This window comes from Marinobacter sp. SS21 (genome assembly GCF_028369065.1).
GTDB lineage: Bacteria > Pseudomonadota > Gammaproteobacteria > Pseudomonadales > Oleiphilaceae > Marinobacter.
This window is the reverse complement of sequence record NZ_JAQNDA010000003.1, coordinates 147789-165582: the sequence shown is the minus strand read 5'-3', so window position 1 is coordinate 165582 and position 17794 is coordinate 147789. Positions and strand designations below refer to the sequence as shown.

Here is a 17794-nt window from a genome sequence, read left to right as displayed (position 1 = left end):
TGTGGCATCCAGGAGGGGCGCTTCGTATCGCCCCGACTTGGGAAGGTTCGCTATAACGTCAGTGCACCCGCCAATGCGTCAGGTCTCGTCCTAGCCACTCCTCAAGCAGCGTGATTTCCTGTTCGAACTCCTTTGTCAGATCTCGACGAAGCTTGCCATCGAGCTGACTGCCGGTTTCCCGCTTTTCGTTGAGCTTCAGAAGTTGTTGGGATAATCCCAGCTTTTCGATGCCAAAAACCTTCTTTATCAATGCTACCAATCGGTCCAGGACTGAGTTGGTCAGTAAAAGCTTGTTGATAGACGGATAACGATTGGCCTTCCTCTGGTTCAACACGGGAAAGCTGTCGGTGTCATCAGGGGGTAAGCCGAGGAAGCCGAGCACTTCTTCGTATACCTTTTTGGTATTCGATTTAAAGTCGTCCAAAACAATGACCTTGAGTTGATCGCGGGGCACGATCTGGCTCACTCTATGAAGTTGACTTCCAAGGCTGCAAACATCTTTGTATTGAAGCCGGATGGGTTCGGCTATGTGTTTGGGGATGCTTCTGCCTGCTTGCCTTTCTGGCTGTAGTTTCCAGGCTTCCTCAAACGTTTTGGCATCTTCTTCCAGGCCATATACGAACTGTTTATACAGCGATTCCGCCATGTCGACCGGGTTTCTGATCATGACGATAATTTTTGCGTCCTGGTTGTAGTCCAGGATGTTCGGCACTGCCTCTTTGGAGTATAGGTACCAGGTTGAGGCCTCCCCGATACGGGCAGGTTGCTCTTGCTCATCCGCTGTGGAAAAGCAGGCTTCGTAGTCGTCCAGATTTCTGATTCGGCGATAGCCGGGAAGGTCAGTAAGGAAATAGTGCGGTTCCTTGGGAATCGAAATTGTGACTTGGCGGTGGTTGGCCAGGTAGCCAATCAAAGACGTTGTGCCACATTTAGGAGCACCAATGATAAAGAAATTAGGTTTGGGCATGCCTCAACCCCAAATGCATGAGTGTGTAGTGTGATGATCTGATCCAGGCGTTGGTCGTCAGGCGGACTCATTGCGCAGCGAGTCTGGCTTGCTGTCGGGGACAATAAGCGGGTAGCCGAAGCGCTCAATTTCCTCCCCAGCCACCTGGTTTATCTTATCGAACTGCTCCGGTGTCAGATTGGAAATACTCACCTGATTCAGGTCGGTTACTCTGCCCTGGCGCTCATGAACAGCGAATTCGGTGCCGCTAACGCTCTCAGGGAACGATGAAATACCAAGGAAGCCGGACAGCTTATTTAATGTGGCCTGGGGATCCGAAGCGAGCTCTTCGTAGGTTATCCAGATAATGTGCTTCAGTTTTTGCGCATCTTCTCTCAAAACTTGATTGCTGCGGGCCCATTGCCAAGCCGCCTTTTCGATGGGCCAGCCCTCTTTAAGATGCTTGGGATCGGCCTTGCGACTAATGCCTTCAGCCACTGCGTAGCCGTTGCGAACGATGGCTATGAAATAGGCATTTTCAAAATTCTCCTGAAGCCAGAGAGTCCGTGCGGTGTTTGGCGGTGACTTTTCTAGCAGAACGGGTTTTGAGCGGTTCAGTCTCATTCCCCATTCCTTCTTGAGCCGAATTACATCTGGGCCCTGGTCGTTTTCATCGAGTCGAAAGAGGTCTTCTCTATCCACCCACATTCGCGGGAGTCCGATTTGGTAGTCTTTAACGAATTGGTCGGTGATGAAATGCCCTTCGGTTGGCATTCCCGAAATATCCGGGTGCTGCGCCAGGAGCTTGGCGAGCAGGGTGGTGCCTGAGTTGTAACAGCCTACGACGAACAGCCACTTTTCAGGTTTCGGTACTGGGGTTAGGGCGATCCTTGTCTCCCGCCAAATATTCCCGATACTTTCTCTCAATACAGATTTAAGGCGTGTACCTTGCATTTATCTGTGCTCCGTCTTCAGGGTGAACGGCGTGGGAGCTATTAGATTCAATAATCGGTGGGTTTTATGGCCAAATGTGATGTGGGTAAGGCACATGGCGATTATTCTTCCTTGAGGGTGTGTAGTCTCCAATTTTCTACTGGGTTAGTATAACTGACTCGGATGGGTAATCGAGGGGAATGCGCGACTTCGTTAACTGGATCTCTATCCTGTTCTTCCGTCGATAAATGGACTTTGCAAACTAAAGGGGGAAGTGTGGTTGCACATTCCAAAGGCAAATCCAGGCCAGGATTCCTTATGGCAGCAAACTGGGATTCTGACGTCGGGTATGCCTGGTGGCTGATGGAGAGTTACTGGATAGCTCTTGCCGAACGTTACCAAAAGACGTTGGTTCCCCTCCTGGCCTATCCCAGCATTTCTAAAATTCCACATGGCATTCAACAGAGTCCGATTACCGTCCGACAGGTGAACTTTGCCAAGTTGGGATGGCGCTGGTTGTTACCGCAAATCAGCTTTTTGCTGTCGCAAAAGGTTCGGGTCATGTATTTGACCGATAAGCCGGTGTTTCACTGGACCTATTTGTTGTTTCGACTCATGGGGGTTCGACGAATTGTGGTCCACGACCATACCCCTGGCTTGCGCACAAAACCCCAGGGACTGCGTCGTGGGTTGAAAAGTCTGCTCTGTCGAACTCCGGGCATTTCCGCTAACGTTTGTATTGGAGCCACCGAATTCGTTCGCAATCGTTTTGTCGACGTGGGATGTGTACCGGCCACAAAGTGCTTTACCGTAGCCAATGGAATTCCCGTGGAACTCCCCGCCGCAGCCAGTGCACACGAAGCCTTTGGTATTCCCAGGGATAAAAAGCTGATTTTCACCGCGGCTCGCGCCCACCTGTACAAGGGAGGAATGTTTGCCTTGGACGTGTTGACCCAGGTTGCAAGATCAACAGGGCTCGATGGTTGGCATTACGTTTACTTTGGCGACGGTCCCCACCGAACGAGCCTTATCGAGCGCGCGAGGGAGTTGGGTCTCGAAAATAACGTCAGTTTCCCAGGCCGGGTAGAGGGCGTCGTAAAATTTTTTCAAGATGGCGATATCGCCTTTCACCCTTCCCGGGGGGAAGTAGGCTATTCCTTGTCGATTCTAGAATATATGTTGGCGGGCTTGCCTGTGGTAGTCCCGGATAACCCGTCGGTCAGCGGTGCAACTGAACATGAACGAACCGGCCTGGTCTACGCAGAGGACGATATCACCGATGCGTCCCTTGCCTTGCTTCGGTATTTGAAACATCCGCAAGAAGGTGCACGTATGGGGGCGCTTGGCTCTGCTCGGGTCAATGAGTGTTTTTCCCTCAATGTCACGCATCGTACGCTGCTGAGCGTGTTCGATGGAGCGCTAACAGGAATTGTCCGTGACTACTGAAGCGGTTGGTAGTAAACGCAGTGCGGCATCCAATATTGCGATCTATGCGATTGGCAATGTTATCAGGCAGCTCGCAGGTTTTATCATGCTTCCCATATACACCTCCTACCTGACTCCTGCGGATTATGGGGTTGTTGGATTGCTGGTGGTGATGGTGAGTCTGTTTGAGGCGCTGATTGGCGCTCGGTTCGCTCAGGCCATTCCAAAGTTCTATTACGAACGCCAGGACCCGGAAGCACGGAAAAGGCTGGTCAGTACGGCGTTAATCATTACTTCTGCAGTCAGCGCGGCTTCGGCTTTACTGGTCGCTTTGGCCAGCGGCCCTATTTCCAACGTTTTGTTCGGCAGTGGCGAGTACAAGGTTCACGTGGCGCTTTATGGCACCATGATGTTTACCACTGCGGTGGAGATCTACGGCCTGACCTTCATGAGGCTGCAGGAGAGGGCGATGCTGTTTGTCGCCAACTCGATTTGCAAGCTGGTCGTGCAGTTGGGGTTGAACATCCTGTTGGTTGTCCATTACGAAATGGGGGTCATGGGGGTGGTGGTCTCGGCGGTCGTTGCATCGGCATTGTTCGGCCTGATTTCTGGCGTCTACATTGTTTGGTACAACGGGGTTGAGGTCAGCGGAAAGCTTACCAAACGACTGGTCATTTTTTGCTGGCCTTTGTGGCTGGCAGGGATTGCCGGATTGTACATCGGCTCGTCTAATCGGGTTTTCATCCGCTTCTTCGCCGATCTGGATCAGGTCGGGTTGTTTGAACTTGCGGCCAAGTTTTCGCTGATCCTTGGCATGCTCATCTGGAGCCCTTTCCTGCAATGGTGGCAGGCAGAGCGCTTCAAGATTTACCAGAATTCGGATCGAGGTATCGCTATCTATCCTGCGGTATTTAATGGGTTGTTGTCAGTGATGGTGTTGGTGGGTGCGGTTATTTGTCTCTATGGCGATACCGTCATCGCCATTATGTCAGCGCCTGCGTTTCACCCAGCCTCGTTGGCGATTCCCTTTTTGATTGGTGCCGCCATCTTCGGTTTTCTTAATCAGTTTCTGTTGTTCAGTTTCATCGTGAAAGAGCGGACGATACTGGTGGCTTATATACGCTATGGAGCCGCTGCCGTGATCACACTGTTTTACGTGTTGCTGATTCCTGGCTGGGGCTTTATGGGTGCTGCTGCTTCGCTAATGCTGTCGCAGATGGTGATCTTCGGATTTTCTTACTATCAGGCCAAGCGTTGCTTCGATCAGGGTATTCGGCTGAAATTCCTGTTGATTATGATGGGTGGCGCATCGGCGATCGTGTTGTTGGATATGACGCTGTCGGTGGGAACCTCTACTTGGTTTAACAGCATGTTGATATCCAGCCTCATGTTCACACTGGTTCTTGGGCTGGTGGCAGTCATGATCATGAAAGATGAGACCCTGCGGCATTGGCTCTTGGGTATTTTCCGGCAATTAAGATCCCGCCATGCGCTTGCCAGGGAAGAAAAAAAATAGCGGGACTGAATCAAGCCTTATGCTCAGCCGTGGCAATGCTGCTTAGGCTCTGATATAGCTCAAGATAGTGCTGAGTACACACGTTGACATCAAACCGGGCCCTGATGTGGCCCAACCCTGCTGACGTTTTCATTCTGAGTTCCTCGTCATTGCTCAGGGCTGACCGTACCGCCTCCACATAGCCTTGCACTGTATGCTTGTCTACCAGCCAGCCGCATCGTCCGCCATCCAGTAATTCGGGGATGCCGCCGGTATTGTGAGCGATGATCGGCAATTCGAACGCCAGGGCCTCCAGGACCGTCATGGGTTGGCCTTCATGATCAGAAGGCATCACCAATGCGTCCAATTCGTTGAGCGCCGTTGTCAGCGGGTCGACGAACCCTCTGAACTCGATGAGTTCGTTTGCGTTCAATGTCATCGCCAAACTTTGCAAGTCAGCGAGCTGGGGACCGTCTCCCAGGATCGTGCCCCTACAGTCAAGGCCCTGGTCATTGAGTTGCCGGACTGCTGAAATGAACAGGTCGGCGCGTTTAAGGGCAACCAGTCTGCCCACGAAGCCCAAATTAATGGGCCGCTGGCCGATAGGTCTCTGTTGTTCTTTTCCCTTTCTGACTGTATCGACATCAATAAAATTGGAAATCTTGACTACTCGTCCCGAGTAAACCTGTTCCAGCTTGCTCTGCAGTTCAATTGAGACGGCAATGATGGCTTGGTGTGCTTTCTCGTTCAGCAGGTGGTCCAGTGCGTTGATTGCCCAAGACACCGGATTGCGCAGCGATTTCGGGGTTTCCTGATTCCCGTGGACGGTACGTACCGATTTGGGCACGCGAGCGAGCCATTTTGCCAGTGTGCCGAGAATGTTCTCTTTAAAACCATGGGTATGGAGAATATCGGTCTGATATTCGCGGCAATGACGGCTGATGGCCCGCACCATAGCGACACCTCCCGACTGGTTTTCATCGACGATGGTCACGGGTACTCCCAAGGCCTTGAGGCGTCGGCTCAGAACGCCTTCGTTGAAGAGTACGGCGGTGGGGCGAATGGAATGAATTGACTGGAAGCCGACAAACAAGTTGTAGACTTGATTCTCGGCGCCAGCCCAAAGATCTCCAGAAACGATGTGGGTAACGACCGATATCTGTTTCATAACAGGCCTCGGCCCAACGTCGCGAGAAAGGAGCGGGCAGACCCACTGTTATTGTCGTGCAAGTTATAGCGTTTCAGTGTGAACGGATCGCAGCCGGATGCATTGCAGCCGCTCCGGGTGGTGCAGGCCCCGTGGAAGTGTTGTCTTACCAGGACCTCTCCGTACTCGGAAATATCGCCATTCGGGTAGCAGAACGTCTTGGCTGGCTGCAATTTCAGCGCTTGAAGATCCTGTTGGCAGCCGGCGATCTCATCCATTAAAGCATGTGTCGAATTCAGGCGATTGAGCCGGAAATGGTGCCGGGTGTGGCCGCCGTAATGGGCGAGTCCGGAAGCGTGCATTTCCTGCAGTTCATTCAGATCGAGAATTACGCGTCTGGGGCTATCTGTAGCCGGGTCGGTACGAGCCAGGGAAGTGGTTTCCAGTCCGGCAATGATGCTCTGGTCATCAAGCTGCTTAAGGTTGGAGACGACACGGTCCGCCTCTTCTCGGGTCAATGGGCGTTCCGCTAGGGGCAAGCCCGTCAGATGAGGTCTGAGCCAGTCGAATTCAGGCCTGTCTATGGTCAGTGCGCCATGGTTCATCACCAACTGCATAACCCGTTCCGGCCAGAACGCCTGCCCTTGACCAATCGCGTTGGTGACCAGGAAAATTGTAAAGGGCACTTTTTGCTGGTGCAGGATCGGGTAAGCGTGTTCGTAGTTGTCACGCCAACCATCATCGAAGGTGACTGCCACGGTCAGCTTGGGTACCGGCTTTCCCTCCTGATCCAGTGCGATCCAGTCATCCAGGTGCATGAACGTAGCGCCGAGACGTTGCATGGTCCGAAGGTGGAGTTGAAACAGCTGAGGAGAGACAACCATGCCAGGCTGTTCGGAGTCTCTGTGTTGGTCCTTTGTAGGAAGTACCCGGTGGTATGTGAGGATGATCAGTGTGGGTCTGAGGAGCGATTTAATCCTTAGAAAGGCGTAGCCGGCCAGCACGCTATGGACCACGAATTTTAGCCACGATTTAACACTGGCCATGGACGCACTACCTCCTTTAATTACCCCGAATTGGTTTAGGGAGCCTCTGATTAACTCCGGATCGCCTCTGCGTGCTCTGATGGCCATAGGGTATCGGGAGTTAATCAGAGGCTCCCAGGGTTGTGTGTTCCGTACACAATAACCCGAACCTGAGTATTTACCAGTAGTTGCCGCCTAAGTCACGTGGTTGGGATCTGCCGCTACTAGTTTGAGATCCAGTCGTCTACTATGCTCATACACTATGGACAAGGTCTCGGGGAATAAGGAAAGATGCTCACGACCCTCTTCTGGATATCCGTATTCGGTGTTCTTTTCAGTTACTTTTTCTACCCACTGATTCTCGCTTTGCTACCAGCACGGCGGCCCGCCCAGTTTGGCAGTGGACCCGCAGTGGACCCATCGGTAACGCTGATCGTCACAGCACACAATGAAGAGCATCGGATTCGCACAAAAATTGAGAACTGCCTCGCTCTTGATTATCCCAACCTGGAAATCCTGATCGCCTCCGATGCGTCTGATGATGGCACTGACGCTGTAGTTGCTGAATACGCCAGTCAGGGTGTAAGCCTGGCCAGGGCCGAGGAGCGTAAAGGGAAGGAGCATGCCCAACTCCAGGCAATTCGTAAGGCCACCGGTGAAATATTGGTGTTCTCCGATGTCGCCACTACCATTCCGCCAGATGCGATCAGGCGCTTGGTACGATATTTTGAGGATCCCGAGGTAGGCGCTGTCTCCAGTGAAGACCGTTTTCTCAGCCGCGACGGCAACGTCGTTGGAGAGGGGGCTTATGTGAGGTACGAGATGTGGCTCAGACGCCTGGAATCCCGGCGGGCCGGCCTCGTTGGATTAAGTGGCTCATTTTTTTCGGCCCGCCGTACGGTGTGCGATGACTGGGATATCTACGCACCCAGTGATTTCAATACCGCATTGAATTGCGCCAGGAAAGGCTATGTGGCGGTATCCGCCTCTGACGTTTTGGGGTACTACCAGGATGTGGCGGACTCATCAAAGGAGTACCACCGCAAACTTAGGACTATCATCCGCGGCTTGACTGCCCTGGCTCGCCATCCGGAGGTGCTCAATCCACTGCGGTTTGGTCTGTACTCCTTCCAGGTTATCGGCCACAAGCTCATGCGTTGGGCGGTACCCTGGTTTCAAGTACTGCTTTTTACCCTGTCGCTTTTGCTTGCTGGCAAAGGGGGAGTGTATAGCCTGGCGTTGGTGGTTCAGTGCCTGTTTTACGGGCTTGTACTCATGGGCCATTCCAATCCAGCTCTGCGTTCGCGTGGCTATGTACGGATCCCGTACTTTTTTGTTCAGGTGAACATCGCGATCGCTCATGCGACGGTAAGCTTCCTGGGTGGCAAACGGATGACCGTGTGGTCGCCATCCCAGAGGTAAGAGGAAATCTGGAATCCACATTGGCGGGATGCTGTTAGATGATTGCCAAGTTACGACCCGTCGGAAGCAAAGTCGCTGTGCCGGGAAGCGGCCGCGATTGCAAGTCGCGAGCACTGCCCTGGAGTAGAGACTATCTCACGGTTTTTACCAATTCCGGGACAGCCGCATTGTCCTGGGCGGTGTCGATCGCCAAATCGGGTAAACCTAACGAACCCGCACCAGAAGTGCTGGTTTCTGCCTATGGATGCCCAGATCTGGTGGCTGCCATTGTCGCGCAGGGCGCTATTCCCGTACTGGTTGATCTTGAACCCGATCAACCTCGGCTAGACATTGACCAGGTTCGTAGCGCCATTAACCACCGGACAGTGGCTTTGATTGCGGTCGATTTCCTCGGATTGCCAGAGGATCTGGCAGGCTTGGCAAGGCTCTGTCAGGCCACGGGTATTGCGCTGATTGAAGATGCTGCCCAGATGTTCCCGCCAGCGAGCAGTCATGATCCGTTTGCGGATTTCGTTGTGCTGAGTTTTGGTCGTGGTAAACCAGTCAACCTCCTGGGTGGGGGCGCATTATTGATCCGGCGGGCAAAGGGGATGGGTTCGATTTTGCCCCCACCGGGGCTTGCTCAAATCAAGCATCCTCTCGGGTTGGCATGGCACGTCAAGCGGTGGTTATTTAATGTCCTGCTCTCGCGGTGGTGCTATGGAGTTTTGTCTCGCATTCCAGCATTCGGTGTTGGTCTCACCAGATTTCAGCCCCTTACCAGAATTGAGCAATGGTGCCTGAAGCCGGAAATACTGAATGCGGGTTTGAATCGTTATTGGTCCCAGAATTTACTGCATCGTCGGTACGATGCCGAGTTTCAGGTTCTGGTCGCCAAAGGGTGGGCCTTGCTGCAGCCGGAGTTCGGTGCCGTACCTGAAGGCGATGTCTACCCCAGGCTCCGTTATGCCTTATTGGCGCCCAACCAATCGCTTCGGGACCGGGTGCTCAAAGCTCTTAACAACAATGGGATAGGGGCCAATGCACTCTATGAGAAGCCGTTAACGGCCATTGATGGTGTGGCACCGTTGCTGAGGACTCCCCTGGTACACTATCCGTCTGCTCAGAAGTTTGCAGACAGGCTGATTACTCTGCCAACCCATGAAGACGTGAGCGACGTGGATTTGCACACCATCGTCAGGACGGTGAAGCAGATAGCCGGCGCATCTTAACATGTGGGCAACGGCGGGATGGATCAGTTCCCGTCTGAGGCGGAGCCTAGTGGTACAGTCTCCAGAAACTGGCGAAGGTTGTCTCGCGGCTGCTGGCACCCAGGCTGCTGTTGGGGTGAGCATTCAGAGGCTAATGCCCACATTACGGCGCGGCCATCGCCGAGAAGCTTCTTTAAACCGCCCATGATTTTCACATTGAATTCCGAAATATCCCGATAGCTTCCCAATTCGTACCAGGACCAAACCACCAGCGTGTCATCCCCGCGGCGATCTTCGAGTACCGTTTCCCTGAACCTGGGCCTCATGTCTGAGCCCGCGAGCTGGGCCGATTGCACCGTGCTGGAGGCTTCGCGCCAATCGCCGTTGTCATACAGCCGGTTCTCATAGTAAATCAGTTCCTTCCCTTGGGTTTGGTTACGGTAGCCGATGACTTGAAGCTGGATGCGATTCAGCTCAGGCGAAACGTATATACCGCTTAAATCAATATCTGGATTCTTAAAGCTGGGCTCCCAAAACTCGGCGAACCTGATGGGGCCGCGCCAGGCACTGGACGAATCTGGAAGTTCCGGGGACCAGTTCTGCTGCTCCGGCGATTGGGGGTTGGACTGAACGATTGTCACCGCAGGGATTAGCGCAATCAGCAAGGTGGGAAGCACTAGCCAGGCGGCAGCTTTGTTGCTGATGGCATTTTGCGATGGTTGAGCGCAGACGGCAACCGTTTGCCGGAGCGGGGGCTCCAGTTTTCTCGATATGAGGAAGAAGGGCAGTAGCATCACACAGACAAAAATAATCCAGCCAAAGACTTCATGATCGGTCACCAACGAAGTCTGCATTTGCGAATGGTGGCCTGCGTAGATGATGCCGAAGACTCTGATCCAGTTTGCCAACATCGACAGGAAACCCGCGATTACGAACAGCAACACCGAGCGGTAGACATTGTTGTAGAACAACAGGCCTGAAAGAGATGCCAGAAAAAGCCCGATCATAAGGTAACGAACCCCACTGCAACCATCGGCCACATGAAAGGTTCCATCGGGAATCAAAATGTAAAAGTCCTGAATGACGGCGGGAATATCGAAGACATCCAACAGTCCTTGGTTGACCCAGACAGTGATTTTCTGGAGTAACGGTGAGATGTCGCCCCAGATTGGGGTAGCGAATAAGATCAGCAGGAGCGGGGGGGCAACGATCCGTGTAAAGGCGAAACCAAATATGGCCGTTCCCCAAGCCAGAATGAGCATGGGAGCCAGGAGTAGCCTCAATACCTGAATATCGGCGAATCGTACAATCAAAAACACACCGGTTAAGGCCGTCAACAAACACAACGCGGGTACTGAGGGAGCGACGGTGAGTGTTCGTATGGCTTCCCGCTTGCGCAACAGCAAATAGCCGATACTGGCGGTTACCAGAAAGCCGTGGGAATAGATAATGGAGTCGGTCCAAAGCAGTGTGAAGTCGCGCCATTCCGGGTACAGGGCGAAAACGAAAAAAATGATGGTGAGCGATACCACGGCGTATCGGGCTGGCGTATTGGTGCTTCGAATCACGGGAAATCCTTTTTCCATATCACATCACGACTCGGCGAGAGCTGCATGCCTAAAGCCCACAGTATCCGGGAGGTATTCCTAACCTAGTATAAGCCAGGAATAATGCCGAATCAGGGCCTTGCGGGTACTTTTGCTCAACGCTTGCAGCCGAAAAAGGGCGTTTCCCATGGTTGCAGAAGCCGCCCCACCGGCCCAAAGTACGGCAAGTGGGGCCGGGGATATTAGTTAACCTGATACGAAACCGGGTCTGACGGGTTGCTGGCCAATCCATCGGTATCGACAACCTGAATACTGAAATACCAGGTGCCACTGTTCAGTCCTTCAAGTGAGTATGAGGTCTGCTCGCCACTGACCTGAACATTGTTGTCCAAATTGGCTTCCGACTGGCCATAGCTGATTAGGTAATGGCTGATTTCACTGAGTGAAAGCGATGAACCATCGGTACGCGTTGACGGTGCCGTCCAGGTCAGGTTAACCGTGTCTGACGGTGGCACCACGGTACCGCCATCGGAAGAGTCCGACGTGCCTGAAACATCCTCCAGTGTCCAAGGGTGCAGTTCGCTCTGGTAAGCCTCGATTGCCGTCACCCCTGAAGCGTTGTAGGCAGTGGCTGCGTCATTGAGCAGCATATTCGTGCCGTATTTGAGCTCCCAGTAATCCGGGATGGAGTCGCCATCGCTGTCTTGATTACCGGTGACTGAAAGGTCCGGACTTTGCACCGCGCTGCTTTGGGTCAGGACATCGCCCGTACTCGCATCTGTGATACTGAACTGGGCGGTGGCGCCGCGCGCGTTCTCATAGTACTCAATGGTAATGGGCACAGTTGTTCCGGCGGATAATGACGCCTGATGCTCATAGGTGGTGGGGGCTTGATCAATCCAACCGTTGATCACTGTATTGTTGCCGAGCATTACCCGAACCCCGTCGTCAGCTCGAACGGCAAATACGTAATCCCTTTGGCCTGAGCTGTGGGGTGCTGTAAAGATGCCCGTCCACCTGACACTGAACTGGTTTTCCGGTACTGGGCTGAAGGGGGAGGTCTGTTTCCAGGCATAATCCACGGTTTCTTGCGATCGGGATGCAATAAACTGGTCAAACTCCATACCGCTAAAATATTGCCCAACAAACCCGCCGGCGAACTCTTGGGTTACGGTTTCCGGGCTACTTTCCGGGTTGTCGATTTCGGTGTTGGCCTGATACTCCTCGAGGTTGCTGAAGCCGTCATTGTCCGCGTCTTCTGAGGCGTCTTTGGCATCCAGCGGATCAAGTTGGTAGGCAAACTCGGTGCCATCAGGAATCCCGTCACCGTCACTGTCCGGGTTGTTTTCGCGAGTCCCGAGCAAGAACTCATCAGCCGCAGTCAGGAAGTCGCCATCGGGGTCGGTTGTGGCGTCTCCGGCGTTCGTCGGATCGAGTCCGTTGACCACTTCCCAATTGTCGTAAATACCGTCCAGATCTTCATCCAGGGGCGGGAAGGACTGATTAAACGCCAGGTTTCCCGTTCCATCCAGATAACCGACGCGGTACCCCAGTGAATAGGCTTCCTGGGCGCTGGAATCCTCAAACTGCGATTTTGCGTAAGTCGACAGATAATTGCCATCGATGATTTGTTGACCGATGCCAGGGCCTTCCCAGGCTACAGTGAAATGATCTCCGCCAGAGCCTTCCTTGAACAGCACTTCGAAGTAATATCGTTTACCGGCCTCAAGCGTAATGTAACTGGAGACTTGAGAGCTGTATTTCGTATAGTTCTGGGGCCCAGTGTAGCCTGGCACTGTTGCCACTAAGGCTTTGTCACTTACGGAGGTTGAGGTGCTCAGCCAAAACTGTGTTTCGTCGTCGCCGCTGACCATAAACCGAAAATCGCCGCTGGCTGGCGCTGTAATGTAACCGCGTACCAAGCTGCCGTAGCTGTCGCCTCGACTGGCGGGAAGATTCAGTGAGGTGATCTCGGCCACTTGGCTGGGGGAGTCGGGAAAGGCGGGATTAGCTGTCAGATCAGTTACATTAGTACCTGTCACTCCGTCATAGTACCAGACTTGCACTTTCCCTTGCTCACTGACGTCTGGTAGAGCTGCAGGCGCATCAAGATCGCCCAAATCCCTGTATTGCCAGCTCTGACACCCAGCGAACACACTCACAGAGCTTGCGAGCATAAGCAACTTGACTGAGTTCATAGGTCACCTATCTAAACCGGGACGAGTTTATTCAATTAGTATTGAATCAGTTTAAACCCGCTGCCACTCAGTGCTTGGAACGTTTTGATATTTGACGGACAGCCTTATATCTAACCGAATAAAACTGGCCCATATTAGAGCCAGCCTGTTCGAATATTAAAATTAGGAGTGGATACCCGTGGGACGGGCATAATATTTATTGACGTTTATATTGCAGTAATCTGCAAGTTTATTGGCGAACGCGTTAGCGTTACATGTTCTGAAGTACTTGCTTGGCCTTTGATTCCTGTCCGGTGGCTTTATAGGCCTCTGCCAGATGAAAGGCGATCTCGTCAGCGTCGGGCTGCAAGGTGTGCGCTTTCTCCAGGATGGGGACACTTTCGATTTGGTTTCCGGCTTTAAATAGAATCCAACCATAGGTGTCTGCAATTGCCGCGCTTTCGGGTTGCGCTTCGTACGCCCGTTTCGCCAGGGCGAGCGCCCGCTCGTCGCCGGCCTCGAAGTAAAGCCATGCCAAATTATTAAGGGCTAGGGCATTGGTTGGAGCAACATCTATGACGGCTTCATAGGCGGCTTGCGCCTGAGCCTGCTGATTGTTGCCTTGATAAAGCAAGGCCAGGGTCAGCTGAATATTGGGATGAGCTGGATTGACCTCGACAGCGGATTCCAGTACTTCGATGGCTCGACCCGGTTGGCCGGAAAGTTGTAGGGATCGTGCGTAGGCGAGCGCAACCCCTGGCTCACGGCCTTTTGATAAAGCGATCTTGAATAACTCTGACGCTTCTCGGTATTGCTGTTGGGATTCCAGATAGCTCGCCTCAGCGATATACGGCTTGGGCGATTCAGGATGGGTACGCTTCACGTCCTGCAAAATAGCCCGGGCTTCAGCAGGATCGGACGAGCGGAATGCCAGAACAGCGGACTGAAGGCCAATGCCCAGATTGTTGGGGAAGAGGATACGGCCTCGGTTTAGCACGTCGCGGGCCTGATCGAACTTCTCCTCTTGCATCAAATGCTCTCCAACGCCGCTGTAGATGGTTGCCACCATGGACGCCGCCGGAGCTGGCTGGTGCTCGCTGTCACGTGCCATTAACTCTGCCGTCAACTGCTCGGCCTTGACATCGTCAGCGTCTTCCAGCGCTGTTTCCAACAGAACCAGTTTCGGGCCGATGGCATCCGGTTGCTCATTGAGAATGCTTTCCATCAGCGCAATGGCCTGATCTCGTTCAAAGGCGGTGGCAGCGCCCCTAAGGGCTGCACGATTGTTCGGGGCGAGGGTCAGGGCGCGGCGATAATAGTCCTGGGCAGCTTCTGACCGACCTTGATGACGTGCCAGGTTGCCCAAGGCAACCAGCGGATCGGCCTGATCCGGTGCCGCTTTGGCAGCCTGCTCAAAGTAACGGCCGGCGTCCACCTCATCACCGCTTTCCAAGGCCAGTTGCCCGCGGGACAGGAGTGCGGGAATGCTGTCCGGCTGGGCCTTGACCCAGGCAGTGGCCGATTCGGTGGCGGCGGCGTTATCGCCAATCTGCACGTAAGTGCGGATCATTAACAGCTTGGCGGCGTCCAGATCTGGCCGTGCTTCCAGCGCCTGGCGGGTGAGGTCCAGCGCCTTATCCGGTTGGCCTCGTTGGGCCAGGTAGCTCGCATACCGCAGTCGCAGGTTGTGGTTGTCAGGATTCAGTTCCAGGGCCTTCTCGATAAAATCCTCGCCGGCTGCAATGTCGCCACTGGCCAGTGATGCGATGCCAACAAGAGCGAGAATGTCGGGATCGGACTGATCGCTCTCAAGATCTTCAAGTAGGGCACGGGCGCCCTCGGGATCGCGCATTTCCAGCTTGGTGGCAGCCAACAGTTTGTTGACTGCCGTCGAGTCGGTGTATTCGGCAAGCGGGGCGAGTAGTGCCTCGGCCTCTTCAACTCGGCCCTGGCGAAACCGAATCATGCCGAGCATGAGCGTGCTTTGTTCATGGGTGGGGGTTTGCTCGAGAATTTCCTCCAGGTATCGTGCGGCGGTTTCAAGTTCACCGGAGGTAAAGGCGTCCCTGGCGGCAGCCATGTTGCTCTTTATGGTGCCCGGCGCCGACTTGGCAAGCATCTCTTCATAGACGAAGGCTTCAGAGGTTTTACCCTGTTCACGCAGTACACGGACCAGCGCGGACATGGTTTCATACTTCCGATAGGTCATGACATCGTACTGGCCGATGTCTTCCAGTGCCTTGATATAGGCGTCCTCTGATTTCTGCCATTGGCGGTTAGCTTCGCTAACCTGAGCCTTCCAAAGCCAAAGCTCTGGGTCTTCGGAATCTTTCTGCTCGGCCTCGGCAATGAGCTCGGTGACGCGAACATGATCTCCGTTTGCGAATGCAATGCGTGACAGTCCAATCAGCGGGTAAACTGCTTCGTTGTCCAGGGATCGCGCGGCTTCATAGGACTGTAGGGCGTCGGCGAGACGGCCGCTCGCCTCCTGGATCTTGGCCCGCATCAGCTCGACCTCGAGTTGCAGGGCCTTATCGGGTTCCTGAACCTGTTCGAGTGCGTTCAGTGCTGCATCGAACTCGCGCTGCATGAGTTGGGATTCGGCCAGGAGTAGTGCGGAACGGTTGGCCACCTGTTCGGTAAAGAACCCGTCAGGCATCACTTCCCTGAGTTGGTTGAGCTGTCTCTCGGCGTTGAGCGCATCGCCGGCGGTGATCAGATTGCGTACGATGATGAAGTAGGGGTCCGACTCTGAGGGTTGTAGCTCAATGGCGCTGCGCGCTTCCAGGGTGCTTGCCTTGAGCTCACCCTGGCGCTGGAAAAAGCGGGCCTGATCCAGATGGCCGATATACTGGATTTCTTCCTGGCTCATGTTGTTGTCGTCGCAACCGGCCAGGCCGAGCGCGAGGATGGCGGACATCATCGTGGCCCGTAGCAGTGGGGGGAGCTTTACGGACGCATTCCTTCTTTTCATGGCTGACTGTATCCCTGTGTTGCCTAATGCCGAGCGCCTAGTGTCTGGTGCTGTTCGCTTCCGCAGACGATTCGATCTTGTACTTGTCGGTCAGGTTGTAGAGAGTGGGGCGGGTGACCCCGAGCAGGCGAGCCGCTTGAGCCATGTTGAAATTGCTGGACTGAAGGGCCTGCATGATGGCCTGGCGTTCGGCCGCCTCCCGGACCTGACGCAGATTGAGCTGGTTGTCGAGGGGGTTACTGGCGGACTCCAGCTCCAGGTCTGAGGCGGTGACGCGCTTGCCTTCAGCCATGATCGTCGCCCGTTTCACCTTATTGATCATTTCCCGCACGTTCCCCGGCCAGCCGTAGCTGTTGATGGCGCCCACGGCATCATCGGAAAAAGACAGGGTCGGGCGGTCCATCTGCTTGCCAAGGCTTTTGAGCAACGACTGGGCAATAACCAGGGCGTCCCCGTCCCGGTCACGCAGCGAGGGCACATCGAGGGTGATCTCGCTAATTCGGTAATACAGGTCTTCGCGGAAATCGCCAGCATCGATCAACCCGCGTACATCCCGGTGGGTTGCGCAGACGACCCGTACATCCACCGGAATGGGGTTAATACTGCCCACCCGGTCAATGACCCGTTCCTGCAGGAAGCGCAATAACTTGGCTTGCAAAGGCATGGGCATGTCCCCGATTTCATCGAGGAACAGCGTGCCACCATTGGCGCTTTCAATTTTTCCCTTCTTGCTCTGGGTGGCACCTGTGAATGCGCCTTTTTCATACCCGAACAGTTCGCTTTCCAGCAAGGTTTCCGGAATTGCGGCGCAATTGATGGCCGCGAAGGGCTTGTCGGCGCGATGACTGAGATCGTGAAGTGCCCGAGCCAGCAGTTCCTTGCCGGTACCGGTCTCACCGGAAATGAGAGTCGTTACGTCCGTAGGAGCCACCTTCTCGATGGTACGGCAGATGGTGAGCATTTGCGGGCTAGAGGCGACAATGCCCTTGATGGAGGTACCGTTGGTTCGCTGGCTGAGTTCCTGATTCTCTCGTTCCAGTTCGGCGAGGCGCAACGCCCGATTTACTACAAACGTCAGAATGTCGGCGTCCAGGGGCTTTTGATAAAAATCGCATGCGCCCATGCCGATGGCCTTGACGGCATTTTCTTTGTCTTCCCGGCCGGTGACGACAATAACTTTGGTGTTTGGGGAAAGGCGGAGAATGTCTTCAAGAAGCGCAAAGCCTTCCGTAGCACCGCCGGGGTCAGGGGGGAGGCCCAGATCGAGCGTGACGACATCCGGTTCGAGCCTTCGCAGTGCTGCTAGCGCGGAATCGCGGCTATCCGCGACGGTCACTTCCAGGTCATCGCTGAAACACCAGCGCATTTGACTTTGAAGCCCAGGATCATCTTCAACGATCAGAAGTCGTTTACCCACAACCGCTACAAATCCTTTTTTGCACAGTGGAGAAGTTCAATGAATCAGTTTTAGCCGTACAGTGACATAATGCAATCTGGACGGCCAGTATTTTTC

The 17794-nt window shown here is 54.1% G+C and carries 12 protein-coding genes; 4 read left to right on the top strand and 8 right to left on the bottom strand.

Annotated elements, in window-relative coordinates:
- Positions 1 to 58: 58 nt before the first annotated feature.
- Both N6L25_RS05180 and N6L25_RS05175 read right to left on the bottom strand, forming a co-directional pair.
- On the bottom strand, positions 59 to 967 hold the full coding sequence (locus N6L25_RS05180) for a sulfotransferase domain-containing protein (RefSeq protein ID WP_271978604.1): 909 nt from the start codon (positions 965 to 967) through the stop codon (positions 59 to 61).
- Between the two features lie 57 nt (positions 968 to 1024).
- A complete protein-coding gene (locus N6L25_RS05175) occupies positions 1025 to 1900 on the bottom strand; it encodes a sulfotransferase family protein (RefSeq protein WP_271978603.1) in 876 nt (291 codons plus the stop codon).
- Between the two features lie 297 nt (positions 1901 to 2197).
- Here N6L25_RS05175 and N6L25_RS05170 point away from each other — a divergent pair, with 297 nt between their 5' ends.
- Complete coding sequence (locus tag N6L25_RS05170; protein ID WP_271978601.1) at positions 2198 to 3325, top strand: glycosyltransferase family 4 protein; 1128 nt, start codon at positions 2198 to 2200, stop codon at positions 3323 to 3325.
- On the top strand, positions 3315 to 4820 hold the full coding sequence (locus N6L25_RS05165) for a lipopolysaccharide biosynthesis protein (protein WP_271978599.1): 1506 nt from the start codon (positions 3315 to 3317) through the stop codon (positions 4818 to 4820). Before N6L25_RS05170 ends, N6L25_RS05165 begins: the two co-directional genes overlap by 11 nt.
- Before the next feature lie 10 nt (positions 4821 to 4830).
- Here the strand turns inward: N6L25_RS05165 and N6L25_RS05160 are convergent, their stop codons facing one another.
- Positions 4831 to 5967 (bottom strand): glycosyltransferase family 4 protein, encoded by a 1137-nt coding sequence (locus N6L25_RS05160; protein ID WP_271978597.1) that lies wholly within the window; start codon positions 5965 to 5967, stop codon positions 4831 to 4833.
- Positions 5964 to 6992, bottom strand: a complete 1029-nt coding sequence (locus N6L25_RS05155) for a polysaccharide deacetylase family protein (protein ID WP_271978595.1) — start codon at positions 6990 to 6992, stop codon at positions 5964 to 5966. The genes N6L25_RS05160 and N6L25_RS05155 overlap by 4 nt, the downstream gene beginning before the upstream one ends.
- Positions 6993 to 7262: 270 nt before the next feature.
- On the opposite strand from N6L25_RS05155, the gene N6L25_RS05150 reads away from it, so the two are divergent.
- Positions 7263 to 8393: a glycosyltransferase family 2 protein gene (locus tag N6L25_RS05150; RefSeq protein ID WP_271978593.1), complete on the top strand. Its 1131-nt coding sequence runs from the start codon at positions 7263 to 7265 to the stop codon at positions 8391 to 8393.
- Positions 8394 to 8431: 38 nt separating this feature from the next.
- A complete protein-coding gene (locus tag N6L25_RS05145; RefSeq protein WP_271978591.1) occupies positions 8432 to 9604 on the top strand; it encodes a DegT/DnrJ/EryC1/StrS family aminotransferase in 1173 nt (390 codons plus the stop codon).
- 23 nt (positions 9605 to 9627) lie between these two features.
- On the opposite strand, the gene xrtA is transcribed toward N6L25_RS05145, so the two are convergent.
- The 4 genes from xrtA to prsR all read right to left on the bottom strand — a co-directional run bounded on the left by xrtA (position 9628) and on the right by prsR (position 17698).
- Positions 9628 to 11151 carry an exosortase A gene (gene xrtA, locus N6L25_RS05140; protein ID WP_271978588.1) on the bottom strand — a complete coding sequence of 508 codons (1524 nt, stop codon included), beginning with the start codon at positions 11149 to 11151 and terminating at the stop codon, positions 9628 to 9630.
- Between the two features lie 221 nt (positions 11152 to 11372).
- On the bottom strand, positions 11373 to 13328 hold the full coding sequence (locus N6L25_RS05135; RefSeq protein WP_271978586.1) for a PA14 domain-containing protein: 1956 nt from the start codon (positions 13326 to 13328) through the stop codon (positions 11373 to 11375).
- Between the two features lie 250 nt (positions 13329 to 13578).
- Positions 13579 to 16281 carry a tetratricopeptide repeat protein gene (locus N6L25_RS05130; RefSeq protein WP_271978584.1) on the bottom strand — a complete coding sequence of 901 codons (2703 nt, stop codon included), beginning with the start codon at positions 16279 to 16281 and terminating at the stop codon, positions 13579 to 13581.
- 37 nt (positions 16282 to 16318) lie between these two features.
- A complete protein-coding gene (prsR, locus tag N6L25_RS05125) occupies positions 16319 to 17698 on the bottom strand; it encodes a PEP-CTERM-box response regulator transcription factor (protein WP_271978582.1) in 1380 nt (459 codons plus the stop codon).
- Between the last annotated feature and the right edge of the window lie 96 nt (positions 17699 to 17794).